The sequence below is a fragment of the Rhodanobacter sp. FDAARGOS 1247 genome (assembly GCF_016889805.1).
Classification (GTDB): domain Bacteria; phylum Pseudomonadota; class Gammaproteobacteria; order Xanthomonadales; family Rhodanobacteraceae; genus Rhodanobacter.
This window is the reverse complement of sequence record NZ_CP069535.1, coordinates 3,232,184-3,250,437: the sequence shown is the minus strand read 5'-3', so window position 1 is coordinate 3,250,437 and position 18,254 is coordinate 3,232,184. Positions and strand designations below refer to the sequence as shown.

Annotated in this window: 15 protein-coding genes; 12 read left to right on the top strand and 3 right to left on the bottom strand. The window is 62.5% G+C overall.

What is annotated here, in order from left to right; translation table 11 throughout:
• Nucleotides 1-117 precede the first annotated feature (117 nt).
• The 12 genes from I6J77_RS14795 to I6J77_RS14740 all read left to right on the top strand — a co-directional run bounded on the left by I6J77_RS14795 (nt 118) and on the right by I6J77_RS14740 (nt 14,184).
• The gene (locus tag I6J77_RS14795) at nt 118-942 is read left to right on the top strand and encodes an ABC transporter permease (RefSeq protein ID WP_239309028.1); all 825 of its coding nucleotides are present in this window, start codon (nt 118-120) and stop codon (nt 940-942) included.
• Entirely contained in the window at nt 932-2,341 is a 1,410-nt protein-coding gene (locus tag I6J77_RS14790; RefSeq protein WP_204109595.1) for an ABC transporter ATP-binding protein, read from the top strand. The genes I6J77_RS14795 and I6J77_RS14790 overlap by 11 nt, the downstream gene beginning before the upstream one ends.
• Nucleotides 2,342-2,345: 4 nt before the next feature.
• Nucleotides 2,346-6,176, top strand: coding sequence for a glycosyltransferase (locus I6J77_RS14785; protein WP_204109594.1), 3,831 nt, complete (start codon nt 2,346-2,348; stop codon nt 6,174-6,176).
• Nucleotides 6,173-7,201, top strand: coding sequence for a dehydrogenase (locus I6J77_RS14780; RefSeq protein ID WP_204109593.1), 1,029 nt, complete (start codon nt 6,173-6,175; stop codon nt 7,199-7,201). The genes I6J77_RS14785 and I6J77_RS14780 overlap by 4 nt, the downstream gene beginning before the upstream one ends.
• Nucleotides 7,186-7,785, top strand: a complete 600-nt coding sequence (locus I6J77_RS14775; RefSeq protein WP_204109592.1) for an SIS domain-containing protein — start codon at nt 7,186-7,188, stop codon at nt 7,783-7,785. The genes I6J77_RS14780 and I6J77_RS14775 overlap by 16 nt, the downstream gene beginning before the upstream one ends.
• Nucleotides 7,772-8,485 (top strand): nucleotidyltransferase family protein, encoded by a 714-nt coding sequence (locus I6J77_RS14770; protein WP_204109591.1) that lies wholly within the window; start codon nt 7,772-7,774, stop codon nt 8,483-8,485. Before I6J77_RS14775 ends, I6J77_RS14770 begins: the two co-directional genes overlap by 14 nt.
• Nucleotides 8,485-9,048, top strand: a complete 564-nt coding sequence (locus I6J77_RS14765) for a D-glycero-beta-D-manno-heptose 1,7-bisphosphate 7-phosphatase (protein WP_204109590.1) — start codon at nt 8,485-8,487, stop codon at nt 9,046-9,048. Before I6J77_RS14770 ends, I6J77_RS14765 begins: the two co-directional genes overlap by 1 nt.
• Before the next feature lie 22 nt (nt 9,049-9,070).
• Nucleotides 9,071-9,496: a hypothetical protein gene (locus I6J77_RS14760; protein ID WP_204109589.1), complete on the top strand. Its 426-nt coding sequence runs from the start codon at nt 9,071-9,073 to the stop codon at nt 9,494-9,496.
• 150 nt (nt 9,497-9,646) lie between these two features.
• Nucleotides 9,647-11,470 (top strand): LTA synthase family protein, encoded by a 1,824-nt coding sequence (locus I6J77_RS14755; RefSeq protein ID WP_204109588.1) that lies wholly within the window; start codon nt 9,647-9,649, stop codon nt 11,468-11,470.
• Nucleotide 11,471: 1 nt separating this feature from the next.
• Entirely contained in the window at nt 11,472-11,828 is a 357-nt protein-coding gene (locus tag I6J77_RS14750; protein WP_204109587.1) for a hypothetical protein, read from the top strand.
• A 181-nt stretch (nt 11,829-12,009) separates the two neighbouring features.
• Nucleotides 12,010-13,032 (top strand): acyltransferase family protein, encoded by a 1,023-nt coding sequence (locus tag I6J77_RS14745; RefSeq protein ID WP_204109586.1) that lies wholly within the window; start codon nt 12,010-12,012, stop codon nt 13,030-13,032.
• A gap of 222 nt (nt 13,033-13,254) precedes the next feature.
• Complete coding sequence (locus I6J77_RS14740) at nt 13,255-14,184, top strand: class I SAM-dependent methyltransferase (RefSeq protein ID WP_204109585.1); 930 nt, start codon at nt 13,255-13,257, stop codon at nt 14,182-14,184.
• Nucleotides 14,185-14,279: 95 nt separating this feature from the next.
• Here I6J77_RS14740 and I6J77_RS14735 read toward each other — a convergent pair whose 3' ends face one another.
• From I6J77_RS14735 to I6J77_RS14725, 3 genes are all read right to left on the bottom strand, one after another.
• On the bottom strand, nt 14,280-15,224 hold the full coding sequence (locus I6J77_RS14735) for an electron transfer flavoprotein subunit alpha/FixB family protein (RefSeq protein ID WP_204109584.1): 945 nt from the start codon (nt 15,222-15,224) through the stop codon (nt 14,280-14,282).
• Between the two features lie 79 nt (nt 15,225-15,303).
• Nucleotides 15,304-16,050, bottom strand: coding sequence for an electron transfer flavoprotein subunit beta/FixA family protein (locus I6J77_RS14730; protein WP_204109583.1), 747 nt, complete (start codon nt 16,048-16,050; stop codon nt 15,304-15,306).
• Nucleotides 16,051-16,163: 113 nt separating this feature from the next.
• Nucleotides 16,164-18,224 (bottom strand): glycoside hydrolase family 99-like domain-containing protein, encoded by a 2,061-nt coding sequence (locus tag I6J77_RS14725; RefSeq protein WP_204109582.1) that lies wholly within the window; start codon nt 18,222-18,224, stop codon nt 16,164-16,166.
• Nucleotides 18,225-18,254 lie beyond the last annotated feature (30 nt).

The following is an 18,254-nucleotide window of genomic DNA, read 5'->3' as shown; positions in this document are numbered from 1 at the left end:
CGAGCCCTTGCCGACAGTTCGCGTTCCGTTCGCGCGCAAAACCACGATCCATGCAGCTGTGTCGTACATCCTCGTGAAGGTCGACAGTGCAGCCCTGAAAAGGTCCATCCCCAAGTCATGATTTCAGCCTATCGTCTCATCGACCCGCTCATTCCATATCGGGCATTGTCCCGACATTTCGCGCTGGTCATGCAGATGGCTCGACGCGATGTGGTAGGTCGTTATCGCGGGTCGTTTGTCGGACTGCTCTGGTCGTTCTTCAACCCCCTGCTCATGCTGATGATCTACACGTTCGTGTTCGGGATCATCTTCAAGTCGCGCTGGAACGACCAGGTAACAGGTCACTTCGAGTTCGCGGTGATCCTGTTCGCGGGACTGAACATCAATTCGATGTTCACGGAATGCGCCAATCGGGCACCCACGCTGATCGTGGAGAACACGAATTTCGTCAAGAAGGTGGTGTTTCCGCTGGAAATATTGTCGTGGAGCACGCTGGGCTCCGCGCTATTCCACCTGCTGGTTTCCACCCTGGTCCTGCTGATCATCTCCCTGTTTGCCAAGGGCTCACTGCCATGGACGATCGTGCTTTTCCCGATCGTCATTGCGTCATTTCTGCCCTTCGTCGCCGGAACCATCTGGTTGCTGGCATCTCTGGGCGTGTTTCTTCGCGACCTCAAGCAGGCCACCGGCATCATCACCACGGCCCTGATGTTCCTTGCCCCGATCCTGTATCCCAAGGAATTCATTCCTGAACCATACCGCGACTGGATGTACCTGAATCCGCTCACCGTCATCGTGGAAGCCTCCCAGAACGTTCTGGTCTGGGGAAAGCCGCCGTCGTGGCTTCATCTCGGCATCTACAGCGTATCTGCGTGCCTGTTCGCGTGGTTTTCCTTTGCGTGGTTCGAGCGGAGCAGGAAAGGGTTTGCCGATGTCCTCTGACGATTTCAGCATTCGCATAGCCGGGCTGGGCAAGCGCTACGAGATTTATGCGCAACCATCCGACCGGCTCAGGCAGATGATCCTGCCCCGTTTCCGGCGGGCGATGGGGAAGGGCGACGTTGCCTATTTCAACGAGTTCTGGGCGCTTCGTGGTGTGTCGTTCGACGTGCGCCGAGGCGAAACCGTCGGAATCATCGGGCGCAACGGTTCGGGCAAATCCACCCTGCTGCAGATGGTCTGCGGAACACTCCACCCCACGGAAGGCAGTGTGGCGGTGCACGGACGGATCGCGGCGCTGCTTGAGTTGGGTGCCGGGTTCAATCCGGAGTTCACCGGTGAAGAAAATGTCTACCTGAGCGGATTGCTGTATGGCATTCCGGAAGGCGAATTGCGCAAGCGGTACCGGTCGATCACGGAATTTGCCGATATCGGGGAATTCATCAACCAGCCGGTCAAGACGTACTCAAGCGGCATGTACGTGCGGCTGGCGTTTGCGATCGCGGCCCACGTCGATGCGGACACCCTGGTGATCGACGAGGCGCTGAGCGTGGGTGACGTGCGTTTCACGCAGAAGTGCATGCGTTACCTGCGCGAATTCCAGAAGCGGGGCACGTTGCTGTTCGTCAGTCATGACACTGGTGCGGTGACCAGCCTCTGCAGCCGGGCCGTCTGGCTGGACTCCGGACAAATGGTGATGGACGGTTCGGCCCGCGATGTCGTCGAGAGGTACCTGGCCGAGCAGCACGCGGCTGATCGCGCTTCACTGGGCGAGTCGGTGACCGTTCGGACGTCCATTCCGGGAGCGGGCGCGGCGGGTGACGGTCATCGTGCGGACCACACGACGGTGCCCGCCGATGTGGTTGATCCGCGCAAGGCAATCCTGAACGGGGAGGCGACTCGCAACCTGGTCGAAATATTCGAATTCGATCCGGCACGAATCGACAATGAATTCGGCACGGGAGCCGCGCGGATCGTTGACGTGCAGTTGCTGGACGGCAATGGCCAGACGCGGCGGCTGACGGCAGGTGGCGAAGTGGCAGATCTGGTGATCGAGGCCGAAGTCTCCGAATCGCTGGATGCGCCGATCTTCGGGTTCTACGTCAAGGACCGCCTGGGGCAGCGACTGTTCGGTGACAACACATACCTCAGCTATCGAGGGCGATCCGTCGATGCGAGGGGCGGAACGCGCCTGCGCGCACATTTCCGCTTCCGCATGCCGATACTGCCCAGTGGCGATTATTCGGTGGATGTGGCGCTGGCCAACGGAACGCAGGAGAACCATACCCAGCATCACTGGATCCATGACGCTCTCACGTTCAAGGCCAGTGACAGCACCATGCGGCATGGCCTGGTTGGCATCCCGATGCATGCCATCGGAATCGAGCAGGTAGGAGTCTAGGTCGATGGAGTTTACCGGCGAGCGCTACGTACCTACCGAAGCGGGAGAGATCCGACACGAACATCTGCATCGTTATGCCTGGTGCGCACGTCTGGTCGAAGGCAAGGACGTCCTCGATATCGCCTGTGGCGAGGGCTACGGCAGCGCCATGCTGGCGCGCCGCGCCAACTCCGTGGTGGGAGTGGATATCGACGACAACGCGGTGAGCCATGCCCGTGCGACGTATCCGGACATTCCCGGCCTGCGTTTCGTGCAGGGAAACGCCGCGCAGATACCGATGGCGGACAACAGCGTGGACGTGCTGGTTTCGTTCGAAACCATCGAGCATCACGACCGCCATCGGGAAATGCTCAGCGAGATCCGTCGGGTATTGCGCCCGGACGGTTTGCTTGTCATGTCGTCGCCAAACCGGACGGTGTACACGGAGCTTGCGGGGCACCACAACGAATTCCATGTCAAGGAACTGGACTTTGCAGAGTTCGATGCGGTTCTGCGGGAACAGTTTGGTGACATCCGTTATTTTGGCCAGAGGCTCGCGGTTGGGTCATCGATCTTCACGCTGCAGGGCGCTGAAGCCAGCGCGCAGGAGGTCGATGCATTGACGGATACGGGCTCGGAAATCGTCGAACGCGCCACCTCGCTGGCCGACCCGGTCTATTTCATTGCGGTTGCCGGCTCGCTGGATGAGCGTATTCTGCGGGAGTTGCGTCCCTCCATCCTGTTTTCCGAGGCGGAGGACCTTTATACGCATCATAGAAAGGTCGCTGCGTGGGCTACTGCTCTCGACAGCGAGTTGAGCGAGGCGCGGGCGACGCACGGACGCATGGTGGCGGAGCATGAGTCCACGGTGACCTGGGCCAAGTCGCTGGACGCGGAGCTCAATGCGCTGCGTGAGACTCACGCGCGGACCCAGGCGGAGCATGAAAAGACTGTCGGCTGGGCCAAGTCGCTGGACACGGAGCTGAGCGCCCTGCGTGAGACTTATGGGCGGACCCAGGCGGATCATGAAAAGATCGTGGGCTGGGCCAAGGAGCTGGACACGGAATTGAGCGCCCTGCGCGAAACGTATGGGCGGACCCAGGCGGATCACGAAAAGATCGTGAACTGGGCCAAGGCGCTGGAGACGGAACTGAATGCCCTGCGTGAATCGTACGGAGATACCCAGGCGGGTCATGAAAAAGCGTCCGCGTGGGCAACATCGCTGAATGCGGAATTGGCGCGGGAGCGTGCACACGGCGCAACGCTTGCTGCGGAACATGAAAAGACGGTCGTTGAAGTAACGCGGTTGCATGCAGAACATGCGGTGCTGCAGAAGGAAAAACTGGAAATGGAAGAGTGGGGGCGCGCTGTCGAACAGCAATTGACTGCGGTCGGGCAGCATATCCGGGACTTCACCGGCGAATACTCGCGTGACGCAGTGGTGGGTGAAAAGCTGATCGAGGCTTTCGCACGAATCAACCGCGAACTGGGCGAGCTTCATGCCCGTTATGGGGCACTGTGCATCGAACACGAGAAAGTCGCTCAGTGGGCCCGTTCGTTGGACACCGAACTGGCCGATCGAAATACGCTGGTCGCTTCACTGCAGGATGAACAGGGTCGCCTGAGAGCCCGTGCGGAGCTGTTGACCGGGGAGTTGGCGAAACTGGGCGATCAGAACGAACAATTGCGGCGGTCACGCTCGTGGACCCTGACCCGGCCCTTGCGTGCCCTCGGCATGCTGTTTCGTCGGGATTGGCATGGCATGCGGGGCAGCTTCGCGGAGCGGCGCATGCTCGGCCTTCGCAGCGCGAAAGCCTCGGCAGAGACGCTCCCGGATCTTCATTCCGCGCCCCGCATCGACGCACCGCAGTCATCCGGGCAAGTGTCCGAACTGGCGTTTCCATTCTATAACGAGCCGGAAGTCACGATCATCATTCCGACTTACGGCAATCTGGCCATCACGGCATCATGCCTGCGCTCGATTGCCGCGCATCCGCCGCAAGTGCCGTATGAAATCCTCGTTGCCGAGGACGCTTCGGGCGATGCCGAGATGAACTCGCTGGCGGCGGTGCCCGGACTTCGCTACGAAGTGAATTCGGAGAACCTTGGCTTCCTGAGGTCATGCAATCGCGCGTCCGGGCTGGCGCGCGGCAGCTACATCTATTTTCTCAATAACGACACCGAGGTTACGGACGGCTGGCTGGACAGCATGCTCGAACTGTTCCGGCGATTCCCGGATTGCGGCATGGTGGGTTCCAAGCTGGTCTATCCCGACGGTCGACTGCAGGAAGCCGGAGGGATCATCTGGGCCGATGCCAGCGCCTGGAACTACGGCCGGCTGGATGATCCCTCGCGCAGTATCTACAACTATGTGCGCGAAACGGATTACTGCTCCGGCGCGTCGTTGTTGATTCCCGCCGAATTGTTCGCTCGACTGGGTCGCTTCGACGAACGTTACGTGCCTGCGTACTGCGAGGATTCGGATCTCGCCTTCAAGGTCCGCGAGGCCGGGCTGAAACTCTATTACCAGCCGCGCTCGGTGGTCGTGCATCACGAAGGCGTGTCGCACGGTACCGACGTCAATTCCGGGATCAAGGCCTACCAGGTCGAGAACCAGCGGCGCTTCTACGAGCGTTGGCACGAGGTGCTCAAGCGCGAGCATTTTCCCAACGGCGAGAACGTTTTCAGGGCGCGCGGTCGCACGCGGGCGACCCGGACGATTCTCGTCGTGGACCACTACATTCCCCAGCCGGACAGGGATGCCGGCTCGCGCACGATGTGGCAGTTCATCCGCATGTTTGTACGGAAGGGCTTTTCGGTAAAATTCTGGCCGGAGAACCTGTACAACGATCCGGCCTACGCGCCGTTGCTGCAGCAGCTTGGCGTCGAAGTTGTCTACGGCGCCGAATATCATCAGGGCTTCAGTCAATGGATGGAGCAACATGCTTCGGACATTGATGTCGTGCTGCTGAGCCGGCCGCATATCGCAGTCGACTTCGTCGGGGCGATACGCAAGCACAGTAGCGCTCCGCTGCTGTACTACGGACATGACGTACATTACCTGCGCATCGAGGATCAGTTGCGAATGCAGCCTGCGGACAAGCTGCTGCGGGCCGAGTGCGACAGGGTGAGAAAGCTGGAGCACGGGATCTGGAAGCTGGTGGACGCTGTTTACTATCCGTCTGCCAGCGAGACTCGCCATGTGCGCGAGTGGCTGGACGGGCAGTCGTCGACGGTCCGCGCCCATACGATCGCCGCGTATGCCTTCGATGACTTCCCCGAGCAACCGGATGCGAACCTGACCGATCGACACGATCTGGTCTTCGTTGCGGGATTTGCGCACCCGCCGAATGTGGATGCCGCGGAATGGTTCGCCCATGAGGTACTTCCCCTCATCCAGAAGCGCCATCCGCAGATCCACCTTGATCTGGTCGGCTCCAACCCGTCCGATGCGGTCAAGGCACTGCATGGCGGGCCTGTCACGGTGACGGGTTTTGTCACCGACGAGGAGCTTTCGGCACGCTACGCGAATGCTCGAGTCGTTGTTGCGCCACTGCGGTTTGGCGGCGGCATGAAGGGAAAGGTGATCGAGGCCATGCGTTTCGGCGTGCCCTGCGTGACTACATCGACCGGCGTTCAGGGGCTCGAACAGACGGCCGATTTTCTTGCGGCCGCCGACACGGCCGAGGAGTTTGCGGGGCATGTCCTGCGCCTGCTTGAAGATGATGCTGCGTGGCGCCGATGCTCTGCTGCAGGTCAGGCGTTCGTGCGTGCCAGCTTCACGGAAGACGCGCAGTGGAGCGAATTCGCCCGCGAACTTCCGTGGACGATGACGGCCGGGGAGCCTTCCCCATGATCGTGCGTGCGCGTGCACCGCTCCGGTTGGGGCTTGCTGGCGGCGGCACCGATGTGTCGCCATATTGCGATGTCTACGGCGGTCGCGTGATGAACGTCACCATCGACCGTTATGCGTATGCAATCGTGACGGCAGGCAACGGGAAGGAAACCTGCTTTCATGCACTCGACGTACGCCACGAGGAGATGCATTCCTGTGACGGTGACATTCCGTGCGGCGGCCCCCTGCAATTGCTCAAGGGCGTGTATGCGCGGGTGTCGCGCGACTTTCTCCAGGGCGAACAGCCTTCGCTGACGGTCAAGACGTTCTCTGATGCGCCTCCGGGATCCGGCTTGGGGTCATCCTCGACCATGGTAGTGGCGCTGCTGCAGGCCTTCGTCGAGTATTTCTCCCTGCCTCTTGGCGAATATGAAGTGGCCCAGCTGGCCTACGACATCGAGCGCAAGGATCTGGAGCTGGCGGGGGGCAAGCAGGATCAGTATGCAGCCACCTTCGGAGGCTTCAACTTCATGGAGTTCTATGCGGACGATCGGGTCATCGTGAATCCGTTGCGCATCAAGGATTGGGTCTGGGCAGAGCTCGAAAGTTCGCTGGTGTTGTACTTCACCGGCGTTTCGCGTGCTTCCGCGGACATCATTGCCCAGCAGTCGCGCAACGTGGGCAACCGGGACCAGGCATCCATTGACGCCATGCACCAGCTGAAGGATGAGGCCATCCAGATGAAGGAATGCATTCTCAAGGGCGACCTGCGCCGGCTGGAGTCCACGTTGCAGGCGGGCTGGGTGGCCAAGAAGAGAACGGCTACCAGCATCAGCAACCCGTTGATCGAACGAGTCGAGAAGGTCGCTTTCGCCAGCGGTGCGCGCGCCGCCAAGGTGTCTGGCGCTGGTGGCGGCGGCTTCATGATGTTCCTGTGCAGCCCCGAGCAGCGCATCGGCCTGACACGCGCATTGCTGGAGGAAGGAGGGAGCATCATGGATTTTCATTTCACGCACCAGGGAGCCACCTCATGGCGGATCATTTGAACGGCTACATCGAGGCCGAATTCGACAAGTCGATCAAGTTGCTGACTGCCATGTCGGCGGACGCGGCATTGCGGGAGCTGATATCGCGCGCGGTGACCCTGTCGGTCGAAGCGTTTCGGCGCGGCAACAAGTTGATGTTTGCAGGTAACGGCGGCAGCGCCGCAGATGCGCAACATTGGGCAGGCGAGCTGGTCAGCCGATTCCATTTTGATCGTCCGGGACTTCCGGCAATCGCCTTGACGACGGACACCAGCATCCTCACGGCTATCGGCAATGACTACGGCTATGACTACGTTTTTGCCAGACAAGTGGAGGCGCTCGGTCGAAAGGGGGACGTGATTTTTGTCATTTCCACCTCCGGAAATTCGAAAAACATCCTGCGGGCGATTGAAGCGGCCCGCGCCATCGGGATTGTCGTGATCGGATTTACCGGCCACGAGGGCGGGAAGATGGCCGAACTCTGCGACCTGTGCTTTCGCATGCCGTCATCGGAGACACCGAAAGTCCAGGAAGGACACGAGTTCATCGGGCATCTCCTGTGCGGCCTGATCGAGCAGGAGATCTTCGGCCATGGCGCTCATTGACGAGGCCGTGATCCTCGCCGGTGGATTTGGTACCCGGCTGCAAAGCGTTGTCAGCGATGTACCCAAGCCGCTCGCTCCCGTCCAGGGCCGGCCGTTCCTCGCCTTCCTGCTCGAGCGGTTGGCGGCGCAGGGGTTCAGGCGGGTAGTGCTGGCAACGGGTTACATGGGAGAGAAAGTCCACCAGGCGCTGGGCGATCGCTGGGGCGACATGTCACTGGTCTATTCGCGGGAGACCCGTCCGCTGGGCACCGGTGGGGCGATCGCACAGGCGTTGCCGCAGATCGGTGGCGACGCCTTCTTCGTCCTGAATGGCGACACTTATCTCGAACTCGATCATGCAGCCTTCGAGGAACAGGTTGCCTCCTCCGGCGCGAAGCTCGGCATGGCGCTTGCCCGAGTGCCGGACGTGGCCCGTTACGGGGCCGTCGAGGTCCGGAATGATTGGGTCATCGGCTTTTCCGAAAAGGGGCTGAGTGGCCCTGGTTACATCAATGCGGGGGTATACCGGGTGGCCCGGGAGCTTGCGGGAGCATTCCCCGAGTCGGACCATTTTTCCTTCGAGGATGCCGTTCTGTCTCCGGCAGTGCGGGGAGGGAAGGTACGGGCCTTTACGCGAACGACCGGGTTCATCGATATCGGCGTGCCGGAGGATTATTCGCGCGCCCAGCTCGGGCTCGGCGAAAGCGCGGGTTCAAGTTGATGGGTCAACGGCCGGCCCTCTTTCTCGACCGGGACGGCGTTATCAATGTCGATCACGGTTATGTCTGCACGCCGGAACGAACGGAGTTCATCGACGGCATCTTCGATCTCGTGCGACTGGCAAACCGGACGAGCCATCTGGTGGTGGTGGTCACCAACCAGGCGGGCATAGCCCGTGGCTACTATTCCGAGGATGATTTTCATCGCTACATGGAATGGATGTCCGGGGTGTTCGTGCAACATGGGGCGCGGCTGGATGCGATCTACTACTGTCCCCATCATCGCGATGGCGTGGTGGAAAACTATGCGCGCGAGTGCAGCTGTCGCAAGCCGGAGCCAGGCATGCTGCTCGCCGCACAGCGTGAATGCGACATCAGCCTGGAAAGGTCGCTGCTTGTCGGAGACAAGCCAAGCGACATCCAGGCCGGAAAGAATGCGGGCGTGCGGCATTGCGTCCTGATGCGCAGTGAACCTGACGAGGTCAGCGGGCGCATGACGTTGCGTGCCGCAGACCTGCAGCTGGTTGTCGCACTGCTTGAAAGTGGCGAATCCCCGAATTGTTGATTTATGACGTTGGAGCAATGAAATGATCATTCGAATCGAACGGGTCGCGTGCGCTGTCCTGCTGGGCGCTGCGATACTCCTGTCCGCTTGCAGCGATGCGGGCAACCCGCAATCGCAGACGCACGCACCAGATGCTGTGGCCCGGAGCCAGGCGTCGTTGAAGATCAGCAGCTATGGACCGGATGAAGTTGTTGCAGGCAAGCCGTTCAACGTGCAGCCCGATGGACAGGCCGCAGTCTGGGTTCGCGTGGATCGCTCACTGGCCGGCAGCGAGGCATCCATCTACCTCAATGACGAACGTCTGGACAGCGCTGTTTCCGCCGACCTGATAACGGCCAGCGTGCCTGCCAAGCTCTATGCAAAGCCGGGAACCTACGTGCTGCGCGTGACTGGCGTGCAGAATGGCGTCAGCTTTCAGAGCGACCCCGTGAACCTGCTGGTACGGTGAGGTAGCTGCCGGCATGTTGAGGCTGACCCGGACCAGCCGGGCGGCAGGGGCGCCGGGCGGTCTCCTCCAGTTCCGTCGTCTGGTGGCACGAGCCGGCGCAGCGTGAAAATTCACGCTGCGGGGGCAATTCCATTCAAGAGGCTATATGCGGTGAGCAAAGCGATTTCATCACGCGAGTCAAAGGGCAGCGGGCGCGCAATCAGGGTTGCCATCGTGATCGCGCTGTCTGCCCTGATCGCGGTTTTCAGCTGGCTGATGGATCGGGCGTCGATCAGGGTCGAACTGGATGCGTACCTCTTCAGCTACGGATTCCTGGTCAACTCCGTGCCGGCAATCCTGGTCTTCCTGCTGCTACTGACGCTGTGCAATCGGGCGTTGTTGTCGTTGATCATCAGTCTGACCCTGGTGGCTGTGGTGTATGCCGCCAACATGATGAAATTGAGATACCTGGATGTGCCGGTCGCGTTCAGCGATGTGTATCTTCTTGGCAACCTGCATGCCGCGACCGTCGAACTTCTGGCCAATTACGTCAACCTCCGCTACGTGGTTGCAGGCCTGGTTGCAATCATCGGCCTGTTTGCACTCTCGTTCTGGCTGGAACCGGTCATCTTCCGGCGTCGGAGCATCGCACGGGCAATCGTCGCGGTGCTCGTGGTCTCGTGCATGGTCGGGATCGGCTCCGGCTCGCGTTGGGTGGGTCGCATATATGGCGCGGACAACCTGCGGGTGATCGCGTGGTCCCCGATGCAGAGCATTCTTCACTCGGGCTTGTTCAGCTCGATTGTGTATACCAGTGCCGAGCGCCGACGTGCGCTCGAGGTGCCGGTAAATCAGCAGGCGGTCGACGCATTCCTGAAGCTGGACGTCGGTCCGGCGTTGCCGGAACACCTGGCGGTCGGACAGCGACCGGATATCGTGGTGGTTCAGAGTGAGTCCTTTTTTGATCCGGGCATCCTGAAAGATGTCGATGACACCAGCACGATCCTGCCGAACCTGCATCGTGCACTGGCCAGCGGCATCGGCGGGAGCATGGAAGCGCCGACTTTCGGCGGCGGTACATTGCGTACCGAGTTCGAGGTGCTGACGGGCATTCCCATGGAGACCTACCCGGCCATCGAATTTCCGTATCTGCAGATCACCCAGAAAGCGATCCCCAGCATCATCGACGTGGCCCGCAACAACGGTTACGCCGCCGTCGCCATCCACGGCAACGACGGAAACTTCTGGAACAGGGCCAAGGCCTTCAAGGCGATCGGCTTCGACAAGTTCATTACAGCGGATGATTTTCCGCGAGACGCCAAGCGCGACGGCTGGTATTACGCCGATTCCGCCATGACCGACCAGATCATCGATCAGCTCGGGAAAGCCAGCAAGCCAACGCTCATCTTCGCCATAAGCATCGAGGCGCACGGACCGTATCTGCATGTCCCGACCAGGGACCAGGCGCAGCGGGCCGCGATTCCGATTCCATCGAACTTGTCGGGCAAGGAAGCACAGGAATACGGCAACTACCTTTACCACATCGAGAATGCGGACACGCAGCTGGGGCGGCTGTGGGATTTTCTCGCGGCGCGCAAGCGTCCCTATGTTCTGGTGTTCTACGGTGATCATCTGCCCGGGCTGCAGCATGTGTACAAGGCGGCCGAGTTCGACGATGGCAAGACCGGCCCCTCGCAGTTCGTGCCATGGTTTGTCGTGGGGAGCGATCTCGCTCATGCCAATCGGCACGTCCAGTCCTGGATGATCGGCAGCGAGATCCTGCGCGCTGCAGGCATCAGGGAAACGCCCTACTACCGGCTGATTGCCAAGTCGGAAGTCGCGCTGCAGGAGGAGTCAGGGGCAAGGCATGAAGATGAGGTCATGCAGGGTATCTATTCGCTGGCGCGTCTGTATCTGAAGGGCGGGCTGGAAAAGAACATCGGCGAGTCGCCCGTGCAGGGGACTCTTGGCGTCCAGGCCGGGCAGAATCACTGACATGCGCAATTCATCTTTGATCACTCTTGCGGGCATCGTCGCCGTCTCGCTGCTCGCCGGCTGCGGTCGCGGTGCCAGGTTTGACGTGACGCCGGCCTCCTTTCCGGAATGCCGTGGTCCCAACATCGTTGCCCATGTGAGCTGGGATGCCCAGTCGGTCACGACAGACCCCGTACGCATCTATATCTACAAAGTGGGCAATCCCAAGGTGCTCTGGTACCAGGGTTCCCCCAAGGGCGACAAGGATACCGGCAAGTGGATTGCAGACGGTTCGACCCTGGTGCTGGAGACTTCCAATGGCAGAGTTCTTGGTCGGCACACCATCGAAACCACACCTTGCAACGATGTGAAAAAGTGACGGATCACTACGCGCCGAAACCCGGCCGTCGGGACGTCATCACCTGCGTGAGCGTCGCAGGGTCGCCCTGCAGGCTTGCCGTAGAGCATGAATTTTCCTCGATGCAGCCGCCGCAGATCCACACCGGAAAAGAACGTTGTCGCCCGTGATAGAGTGATTTGCGGGAAGGTCGGGACCGTTGATGCGAAGAAGCGCCTATATTGATAACGCCCGCTGGGCGCTGATTGCGCTGGTGGTGCTCGGTCACCTGCTGGAGCTGGTCATCTGGAAACGCTCCCAGCTCCTGGTCGTCTATCGCTCCATTTATCTGGTGCACATTCCTGCACTGATCTTCCTGTCCGGGGCGGTGTGCAGCAGCGAACTGAGCAGGAAGGCGTTGTCCGGCGTGGTCTCGCGCCTTCTCGTGCCACTCGCGGTGTTTCAATTCGCTGCTTGGCTGCTCGACCATTTTGCGTGGTGGCCCGGCCCCAGAGTCGCAAACCTGGACCAGCCGTGGTGGCTGCTGTGGTATCTAGCGGCATTGGCCGCCTGGCGCGTGTTGCTTCCTCTATTCGACACGATGAAAGTGACCGCGCGCTGGACGATAGCCATCCTGCTGTCGCTCGTCGCCGGGTTTCTCGGCGATCTGCCCCCCACCACCCAGCGAATCCTGGTGTTCCTGCCGGTGTTCATGGCGGGACACTACTTTTTCGGAGCGATCTCGGCATGGGGCGAAAAGGTGTCGGTCAAGATTGCAGCTGCCGGGATCCTTTGCTGCGTCGTGATCTTCATGGCGATGCACAATCATTTCGACATGCACTGGCTGTATGGAAATACTAATTACGGCCAGCTTCGCGTCACGGGGCTGGAGGCCGTTGCCACCAGAGCTGTCCATCTTGCCGCGGTCATCGTTGCATCGGGGGCGTTCCTCATTCTTGTGCCACGCCGCGATGGCATCATCGCGACTGCGGGGCAGTACAGCATCAGCGCATACATCCTGCATGGCTTCCTGCTCAAGGCGGTCTCGGTCGGCCTTGCGGCGATCCTGCTGCGGATCCCCTGGCCGGTGGTCCTGACGGGTTCCGCGGTCGTGGCGGCGGCTGTATCGCTGGTGCTCTCCCGGCGGACGCTCTCGAACTTTGTCATGATGTCATGGCTCTCATCCGCTCTCGTTGGCGACCCGCATCGTCGAGACGCGCAGAGAAAGTCCACCCTTCCGCCCTGACAGCGCCGGCCAGTGAGGCGCTGTAACATGGCGGACCTGTCGGTGCCTTTTCGGGGCGCGGGCGCGTCTTGCGAGCGCAGCCGGTTTCCTGCCGCTCCATGAATGATCGGACGGGGCGATGCACCGGCTTTCTGGGCAGGGCGTTTCGCAGGGCAGGCTGGTCCGGTTCAATGACAAGCAGTGAACCACCAACGCGGCAGCTTGCCGCATAGGGAGAGCCTAGTGCTGAACAGGATCAGTAGTCTTGCGCGGGGCCTGTTCATCCGGGACAGTGCCAGCCGTTCGGCCAGGCATGCGGACCGGAACCTCTGGCATTTGACGCTCGGCTCTTTCACCGAATGCAAGACCCTGATTGAGGCTCATGCCGAAGAGTTCCATCAGCGGCGGCTTCTTGAAAGCCGGCTGGAGGAGCAGCTGGGCGAGGACGAACAGGGCATTCTGGCCGGGGAATGCTGGGTTTGTTCCACGACCCGGGAGTTTCTGTACGACCGGAACTATTCCGACGGCACCCATGTGAACTGGCGTGAGCGCCTGGTGTGCCCGAGTTGCGGTCTCAACAATCGCTTGCGGTTGTGTGCCCAGCTGATCGAACGCCTGGCACCGCGAGGTTCATCGCTGTATCTGACGGAACAGGTCACGGCCCTGGCGAGCCGCCTGAGTCGGCGCTACCGCAAGCTCGCGAAGAGCGAGTATCTCGGTGACGACCTTGTATCAGGCAGCGTGGATGCGCGTGGCATCCGCCATGAGGATGTGACCGCGCTGAGCTTTCGTGACCAATCCTTCGATTACGTCCTCAGTTTCGATGTTCTCGAACACGTTCCGGACTACCGGAAGGCTCTCGCGGAGTTCAGGCGCGTATTGAAGGACGATGGGGGGCTTGTTCTTTCCGTTCCATTCGCACTGCTATCCGAGAAGAACATCGTCCGCGCGCGTATCGGGTCGGACGGCGAGGTAGAACACCTGCTTGCGCCGGAATTCCACGGGGACCCGGTCGATCCCCATGGAGGCATCCTGTGTTACTACCATTTCGGTTGGCAGCTTCTGGATGAGCTTGAGGCCGCCGGTTTCAGAGGGGCGCGGATCGAGGCTTACTGGTCCCTGGAATATGGTCACATCGGCGACGAGCAACTGGTGATTGTGGCCACCCGATAGCCTCGTGATTGCGCTATCGGGCGCGCCGGGCGGGGGCGGAGCGGAGGGCGTTCTGGCCAGGGCACCCGACAGCGCCGATCCTGCCCCTTCGGTTCTCAGCCCAGTGCCTGTTCCAGCTCCGGGATGATCTTGAACAGGTCACCCACCAGGCCGAAGTCGGCGATTTCGAAGATCGGCGCCTCGGCATCCTTGTTGATCGCCACGATGGTGCCGGCGTCCTTGATGCCGGTGAGGTGCTGGATGGCGCCGGAGATGCCGATCGCCATGTACAGCTCGGGCGCGATGATCTTGCCGGTCTGGCCAACCTGCAGGTCGCTGGGCACGTAGCCGGCGTCGACGGCGGCGCGCGAGGCACCCACGGCCGCGCCGATCCGGTCGGCGAACTTGAAGATGATGTCGAAGTTTTCCTTCGAGCCCACGCCGCGGCCGCCAGAGACGACCTTGCTCGCGCTCTGCAGGTCGGGGCGGTCGCTGCTGCCCTGCTTCAGTTCGATGAAGCGGGTGTGCGTGGGCAGGGCGACGTCGATGGCCAGTGCCTCGACCGGCGCGCCGTTGGTGCCGGTGGCGGCGGCCGGCCATGAGGCCGAGCGGATGGTCGCCACGACGGTGTGGGCGGCATCGGCCTCGACCGTGATGATGGCGTTGCCGGCGTAGATCGGGCGCTTGAAGGTGTGTGCGGCCTCGACGCTCATCACGTCGCTGACCTGGGCCACCCCGAGCAGGGCGGCGACGCGCGGGGCGACGTCCTTGCCGAACGTGGTGGACGGCACGAACACGTGGCTGTAACCGGCGGCGGCCCTGGCGATCTGCGGCGCCAGCACGGCGGCCAGCGGATGCGCGTTCTCGGGCCTGGCGACGGTGAGCACGCGGCTCACGCCGTCGATCTGCGCGGCCTCGGCAGCGATCGCATCGGGCGCGTCCGACAGCACCAGCACGTCGATCGCCTCGCCCTTGATGGCGATCGCGGCGCTCACGGCGCGTGCGGTGGCGGAGTTGAGTTTGCCGCCGAGGTGTTCGGCGATGACCAGGATCTTGCTCATGGGGTTTCCTCAAACTTGGAGCGTGGGGAGCTTTATTCGAAAGTCCGGCCATGGATGGCCGGGGCCTGATCAGGGACGATCACAAAAGCCCTTTCTGCTTCAGCGCGGCGACCAGTTCGGCCGCGTCCTTCACCATCACGCCCTTGCTGCGCTTGGCCGGCGCGGCATGGTGGGTGGTCTTGAGGTGGTCGTGTGCCTCGACGCCGAGCGAGCCGAACTCGATCGTGTCGATCGGCTTGCTCTTGGCCTTCATGATGTCGGGCAGCTTGATGAAGCGCGGCTCGTTGAGGCGCAGGTCGGTGGTGATCACCGCGGGAAGCTCGGCCTCGATCACTTCCAGGCCAGCGTCCACTTCGCGCGTCACCGTGGCCTTGCCGTCGGCGATCTCGACCTGGCTGGCGAAGGTGGCCTGGGGGCGGTCCCACAGCGCGGCCAGCATCTGGCCGGTCTGGTTGGCGTCGTCGTCGATCGCCTGCTTGCCCAGGATCACCAGGCCCGGCTGTTCCTTCTCGACCAGCTTCAGGAACACGCGGGCGGCGGTCAGCGGCTGCACGGCATCGGCGGTGGTCACGTGGATGGCGCGATTCGCACCCATCGCCAGGCCGTTGCGCAGGTGCGCGGTGAGATCGGCCGGACCGATGCCGACCACGATCACCTCGTCGGCGACGCCTTTCTCGCGCAGGCGCAGCGCCTCTTCCAGCGCGATGTCGTCGAACGGGTTGGCCGAGAGCTTCACGCCGTCGGTGACCACGCCACTGCCGTCGGGTTTGACCTGGATGCGCACGTTGTAATCAACGACGCGCTTGTAGCCGACCAGAATTTTCATCTGCGATTCCTTGACCTCATGGACCACCCCTGCGGGGGCGCGGGAGCCGCCATTCTAACCGGCTTCAAACATTCGTACGAAACGGGGCGGGTCTGCGGCGATGCGACGCAGCCTCAGCCGCTTCGCCGGGCATAGGGATACGGTCCGGGGGCGGCGTCGAGCAGCCCCAGCAGCCCGGCCGTGCTCTTCACGGTGAATCCTCCGCTACGCGCGGCGAGGCTGAAGACCCGCTCGATCGCATGGGCCAGCGTGCCATCGAGCTGGCCCGCTTCGGCTTCGAATCCCGCCATCTCCAGATGGGCGTCGAGCAGCGGGCGAAACGCCGCCGGTCGCACCCAGAACATGCTGCCGGCGATGAAGCTGTCGGTCTCCACGTTTGGGGCCGCGATGCCCAGACGGCGGGTGAGGTAGTCGACGTTGTCCTGGTTAGCGCCCCAGTAGTAGTCCAGCGGTTGCAGGTGCCCTTCGGCATGCACCAAGCCCAGCTCCGCGTCGTCGCGGAAGGCGGCGGCGATGCGACTGGCCCGTTCCGGCGCAAGCAGCTTGTCGAGCAGTTCGCGGCGCCAGGCCTCGCCGTCCTGGCGATGGGTGGAGCGCTTGCCGTGCAGCTTGAGCACCGTGGTCACGCCTTCGTCGAGCAGGCGGTTGGCCACGTGCAGGAACGGCAGGATGTCGCGGCCGCGGTTCTCGAACACGTCGATCTCGGCGTCCAGGCCAAGTTGGCCGGCGCGCTCGCGCACTGCCTGTTCGCGCTCGTGCGCGGTGGTGATCACGATGCGCCAGTCGATATTGCTGGCGCGCAGCGCGGCGACCAGCTCGTCCAGCAGTTCGGGGTACCAGATGTGGATCACCGCGCAGGGTCGCGCGTCCGGGGTCGCTTCGGCCTGCAGTGCGTTGCGGGTGGCTTCGAGCCAGGCGTGGCCGAGCCGCCTGTCCGGTTCGAGCACCGCGCCTTCGGCCCATTCGTTCCAGGCGTTGACGAAGACCAGCGGTTGCGCCGGAAAGCGCCGTCGCGCGGTGGCCACCGCATGACGCAACCAGTCGCGGTAGCCGCGCGGCGAGGCATGCGCGAACACCCGGCCGCGCCCGCTGCGCCGCGGCTCGTTGTCCCAGCCCGGGTTGACCGCGGGATAGCGCGGATAGGGCGGATCGGCTTGCGCCATCGACTGTCGGGCCAGTTCGCGCCAGTCATGCACGTCGCCGTGATAGTCCGGATTGAGCAGGCGCTGCCTGGCCGTGATCGGGTCGAGCGTGGTGTTGTTCGGCGGGAATTCGACCGCGGCATCGAAGCCGATCGTGCGCGGATCGACGCAATCGAAGCTCTGCACATAGGCCAGCTGGATCTCGCCGATGCCGTTGCCCCGGCACCACTCGCGCCAGCGCGCGGCGGTGGCCTTCGCGTCCGGCAGCAGGCCGGGTCGATAGACCAGCAACAGCGGCTTGCCGTCGACGCGCAGGTAGCGCGGGTCGGTGAGGTAACGCGCGACGTGCGCGATGAAGGCATGATCATCGGCATGGTCGTGGCGCTGGCCGATCAGGATGTCGTCCGCACGACCGTCCCAGCGGCGTGACCAGTTCTCGTTGGCCCAGCACAGGCACAGCGGCAGATCGAGCGCGGGATCGGCCAGCCATTGCTGCAGCGGCTGCTCCAGCAGGGTCTTGCTGGCGAACCAGTAGAAATAGCTGCAGAACGCGCCAAGGCCGTACTCGCGGGCCAGCGTCATCTGCTGGCGCATGGCGTCGGGCTGGCGCAGGTCATAGAAGCCCAGTTCGCCGGGCAGGCGTGGCTGCGCGTGCCCCTCGAATTGCGGCAGGGCGCGGGTCACGTTGTGCCACTCGGTGAAGCCTGCGCCCCACCATGCGTCGTTCTCCGGAATCGGGTGGAACTGCGGCAGGTAGAACGCGACCACGGTGGCGGGCAGCGATGCCGGCAGGTTGCCGGCGCGATGCGGTGCGAAGCCGATGGCACGCGCGTCCGCGCTGGTGCGCAGCCGGTGTTCGACCTGCGAGCCGCTGCCCGCCTGTCCGCGCGGACCGGGTGGCAGCAGGTCGGCGTGACGGTCCAGAAATTGCTGGCGCAGCCGGTCACGCGTGGTCGCCGGCATCGGCGTGAGGCGGAAGCCGGCACGCAGCGCGGTGAACAGGAGTCGCTTGGCGAAGTGAGAGGAGGGCATGACGGAGGATCAGGGGCAATGCCGCAGCAT

Bases quoted from the DNA above. Each gene is read 5' to 3' on its own strand.
- I6J77_RS14750 (WP_204109587.1), top strand. From the start codon at position 11,472: ATGCGCAATTCATCTTTGATCACTCTTGCGGGCATCGTCGCCGTCTCG.
- I6J77_RS14780 (WP_204109593.1), top strand. From the start codon at position 6,173: ATGATCGTGCGTGCGCGTGCACCGCTCCGGTTGGGGCTTGCTGGCGGC.
- I6J77_RS14790 (WP_204109595.1), top strand. From the start codon at position 932: ATGTCCTCTGACGATTTCAGCATTCGCATAGCCGGGCTGGGCAAGCGC.
- I6J77_RS14785 (WP_204109594.1), top strand. From the start codon at position 2,346: ATGGAGTTTACCGGCGAGCGCTACGTACCTACCGAAGCGGGAGAGATC.
- I6J77_RS14730 (WP_204109583.1), bottom strand. From the start codon at position 16,050: ATGAAAATTCTGGTCGGCTACAAGCGCGTCGTTGATTACAACGTGCGC.
- I6J77_RS14745 (WP_204109586.1), top strand. From the start codon at position 12,010: ATGCGAAGAAGCGCCTATATTGATAACGCCCGCTGGGCGCTGATTGCG.
- I6J77_RS14765 (WP_204109590.1), top strand. From the start codon at position 8,485: ATGGGTCAACGGCCGGCCCTCTTTCTCGACCGGGACGGCGTTATCAAT.
- I6J77_RS14725 (WP_204109582.1), bottom strand. From the start codon at position 18,224: ATGCCCTCCTCTCACTTCGCCAAGCGACTCCTGTTCACCGCGCTGCGT.
- I6J77_RS14770 (WP_204109591.1), top strand. From the start codon at position 7,772: ATGGCGCTCATTGACGAGGCCGTGATCCTCGCCGGTGGATTTGGTACC.
- I6J77_RS14795 (WP_239309028.1), top strand. From the start codon at position 118: ATGATTTCAGCCTATCGTCTCATCGACCCGCTCATTCCATATCGGGCA.
- I6J77_RS14760 (WP_204109589.1), top strand. From the start codon at position 9,071: ATGATCATTCGAATCGAACGGGTCGCGTGCGCTGTCCTGCTGGGCGCT.
- I6J77_RS14775 (WP_204109592.1), top strand. From the start codon at position 7,186: ATGGCGGATCATTTGAACGGCTACATCGAGGCCGAATTCGACAAGTCG.
- I6J77_RS14735 (WP_204109584.1), bottom strand. From the start codon at position 15,224: ATGAGCAAGATCCTGGTCATCGCCGAACACCTCGGCGGCAAACTCAAC.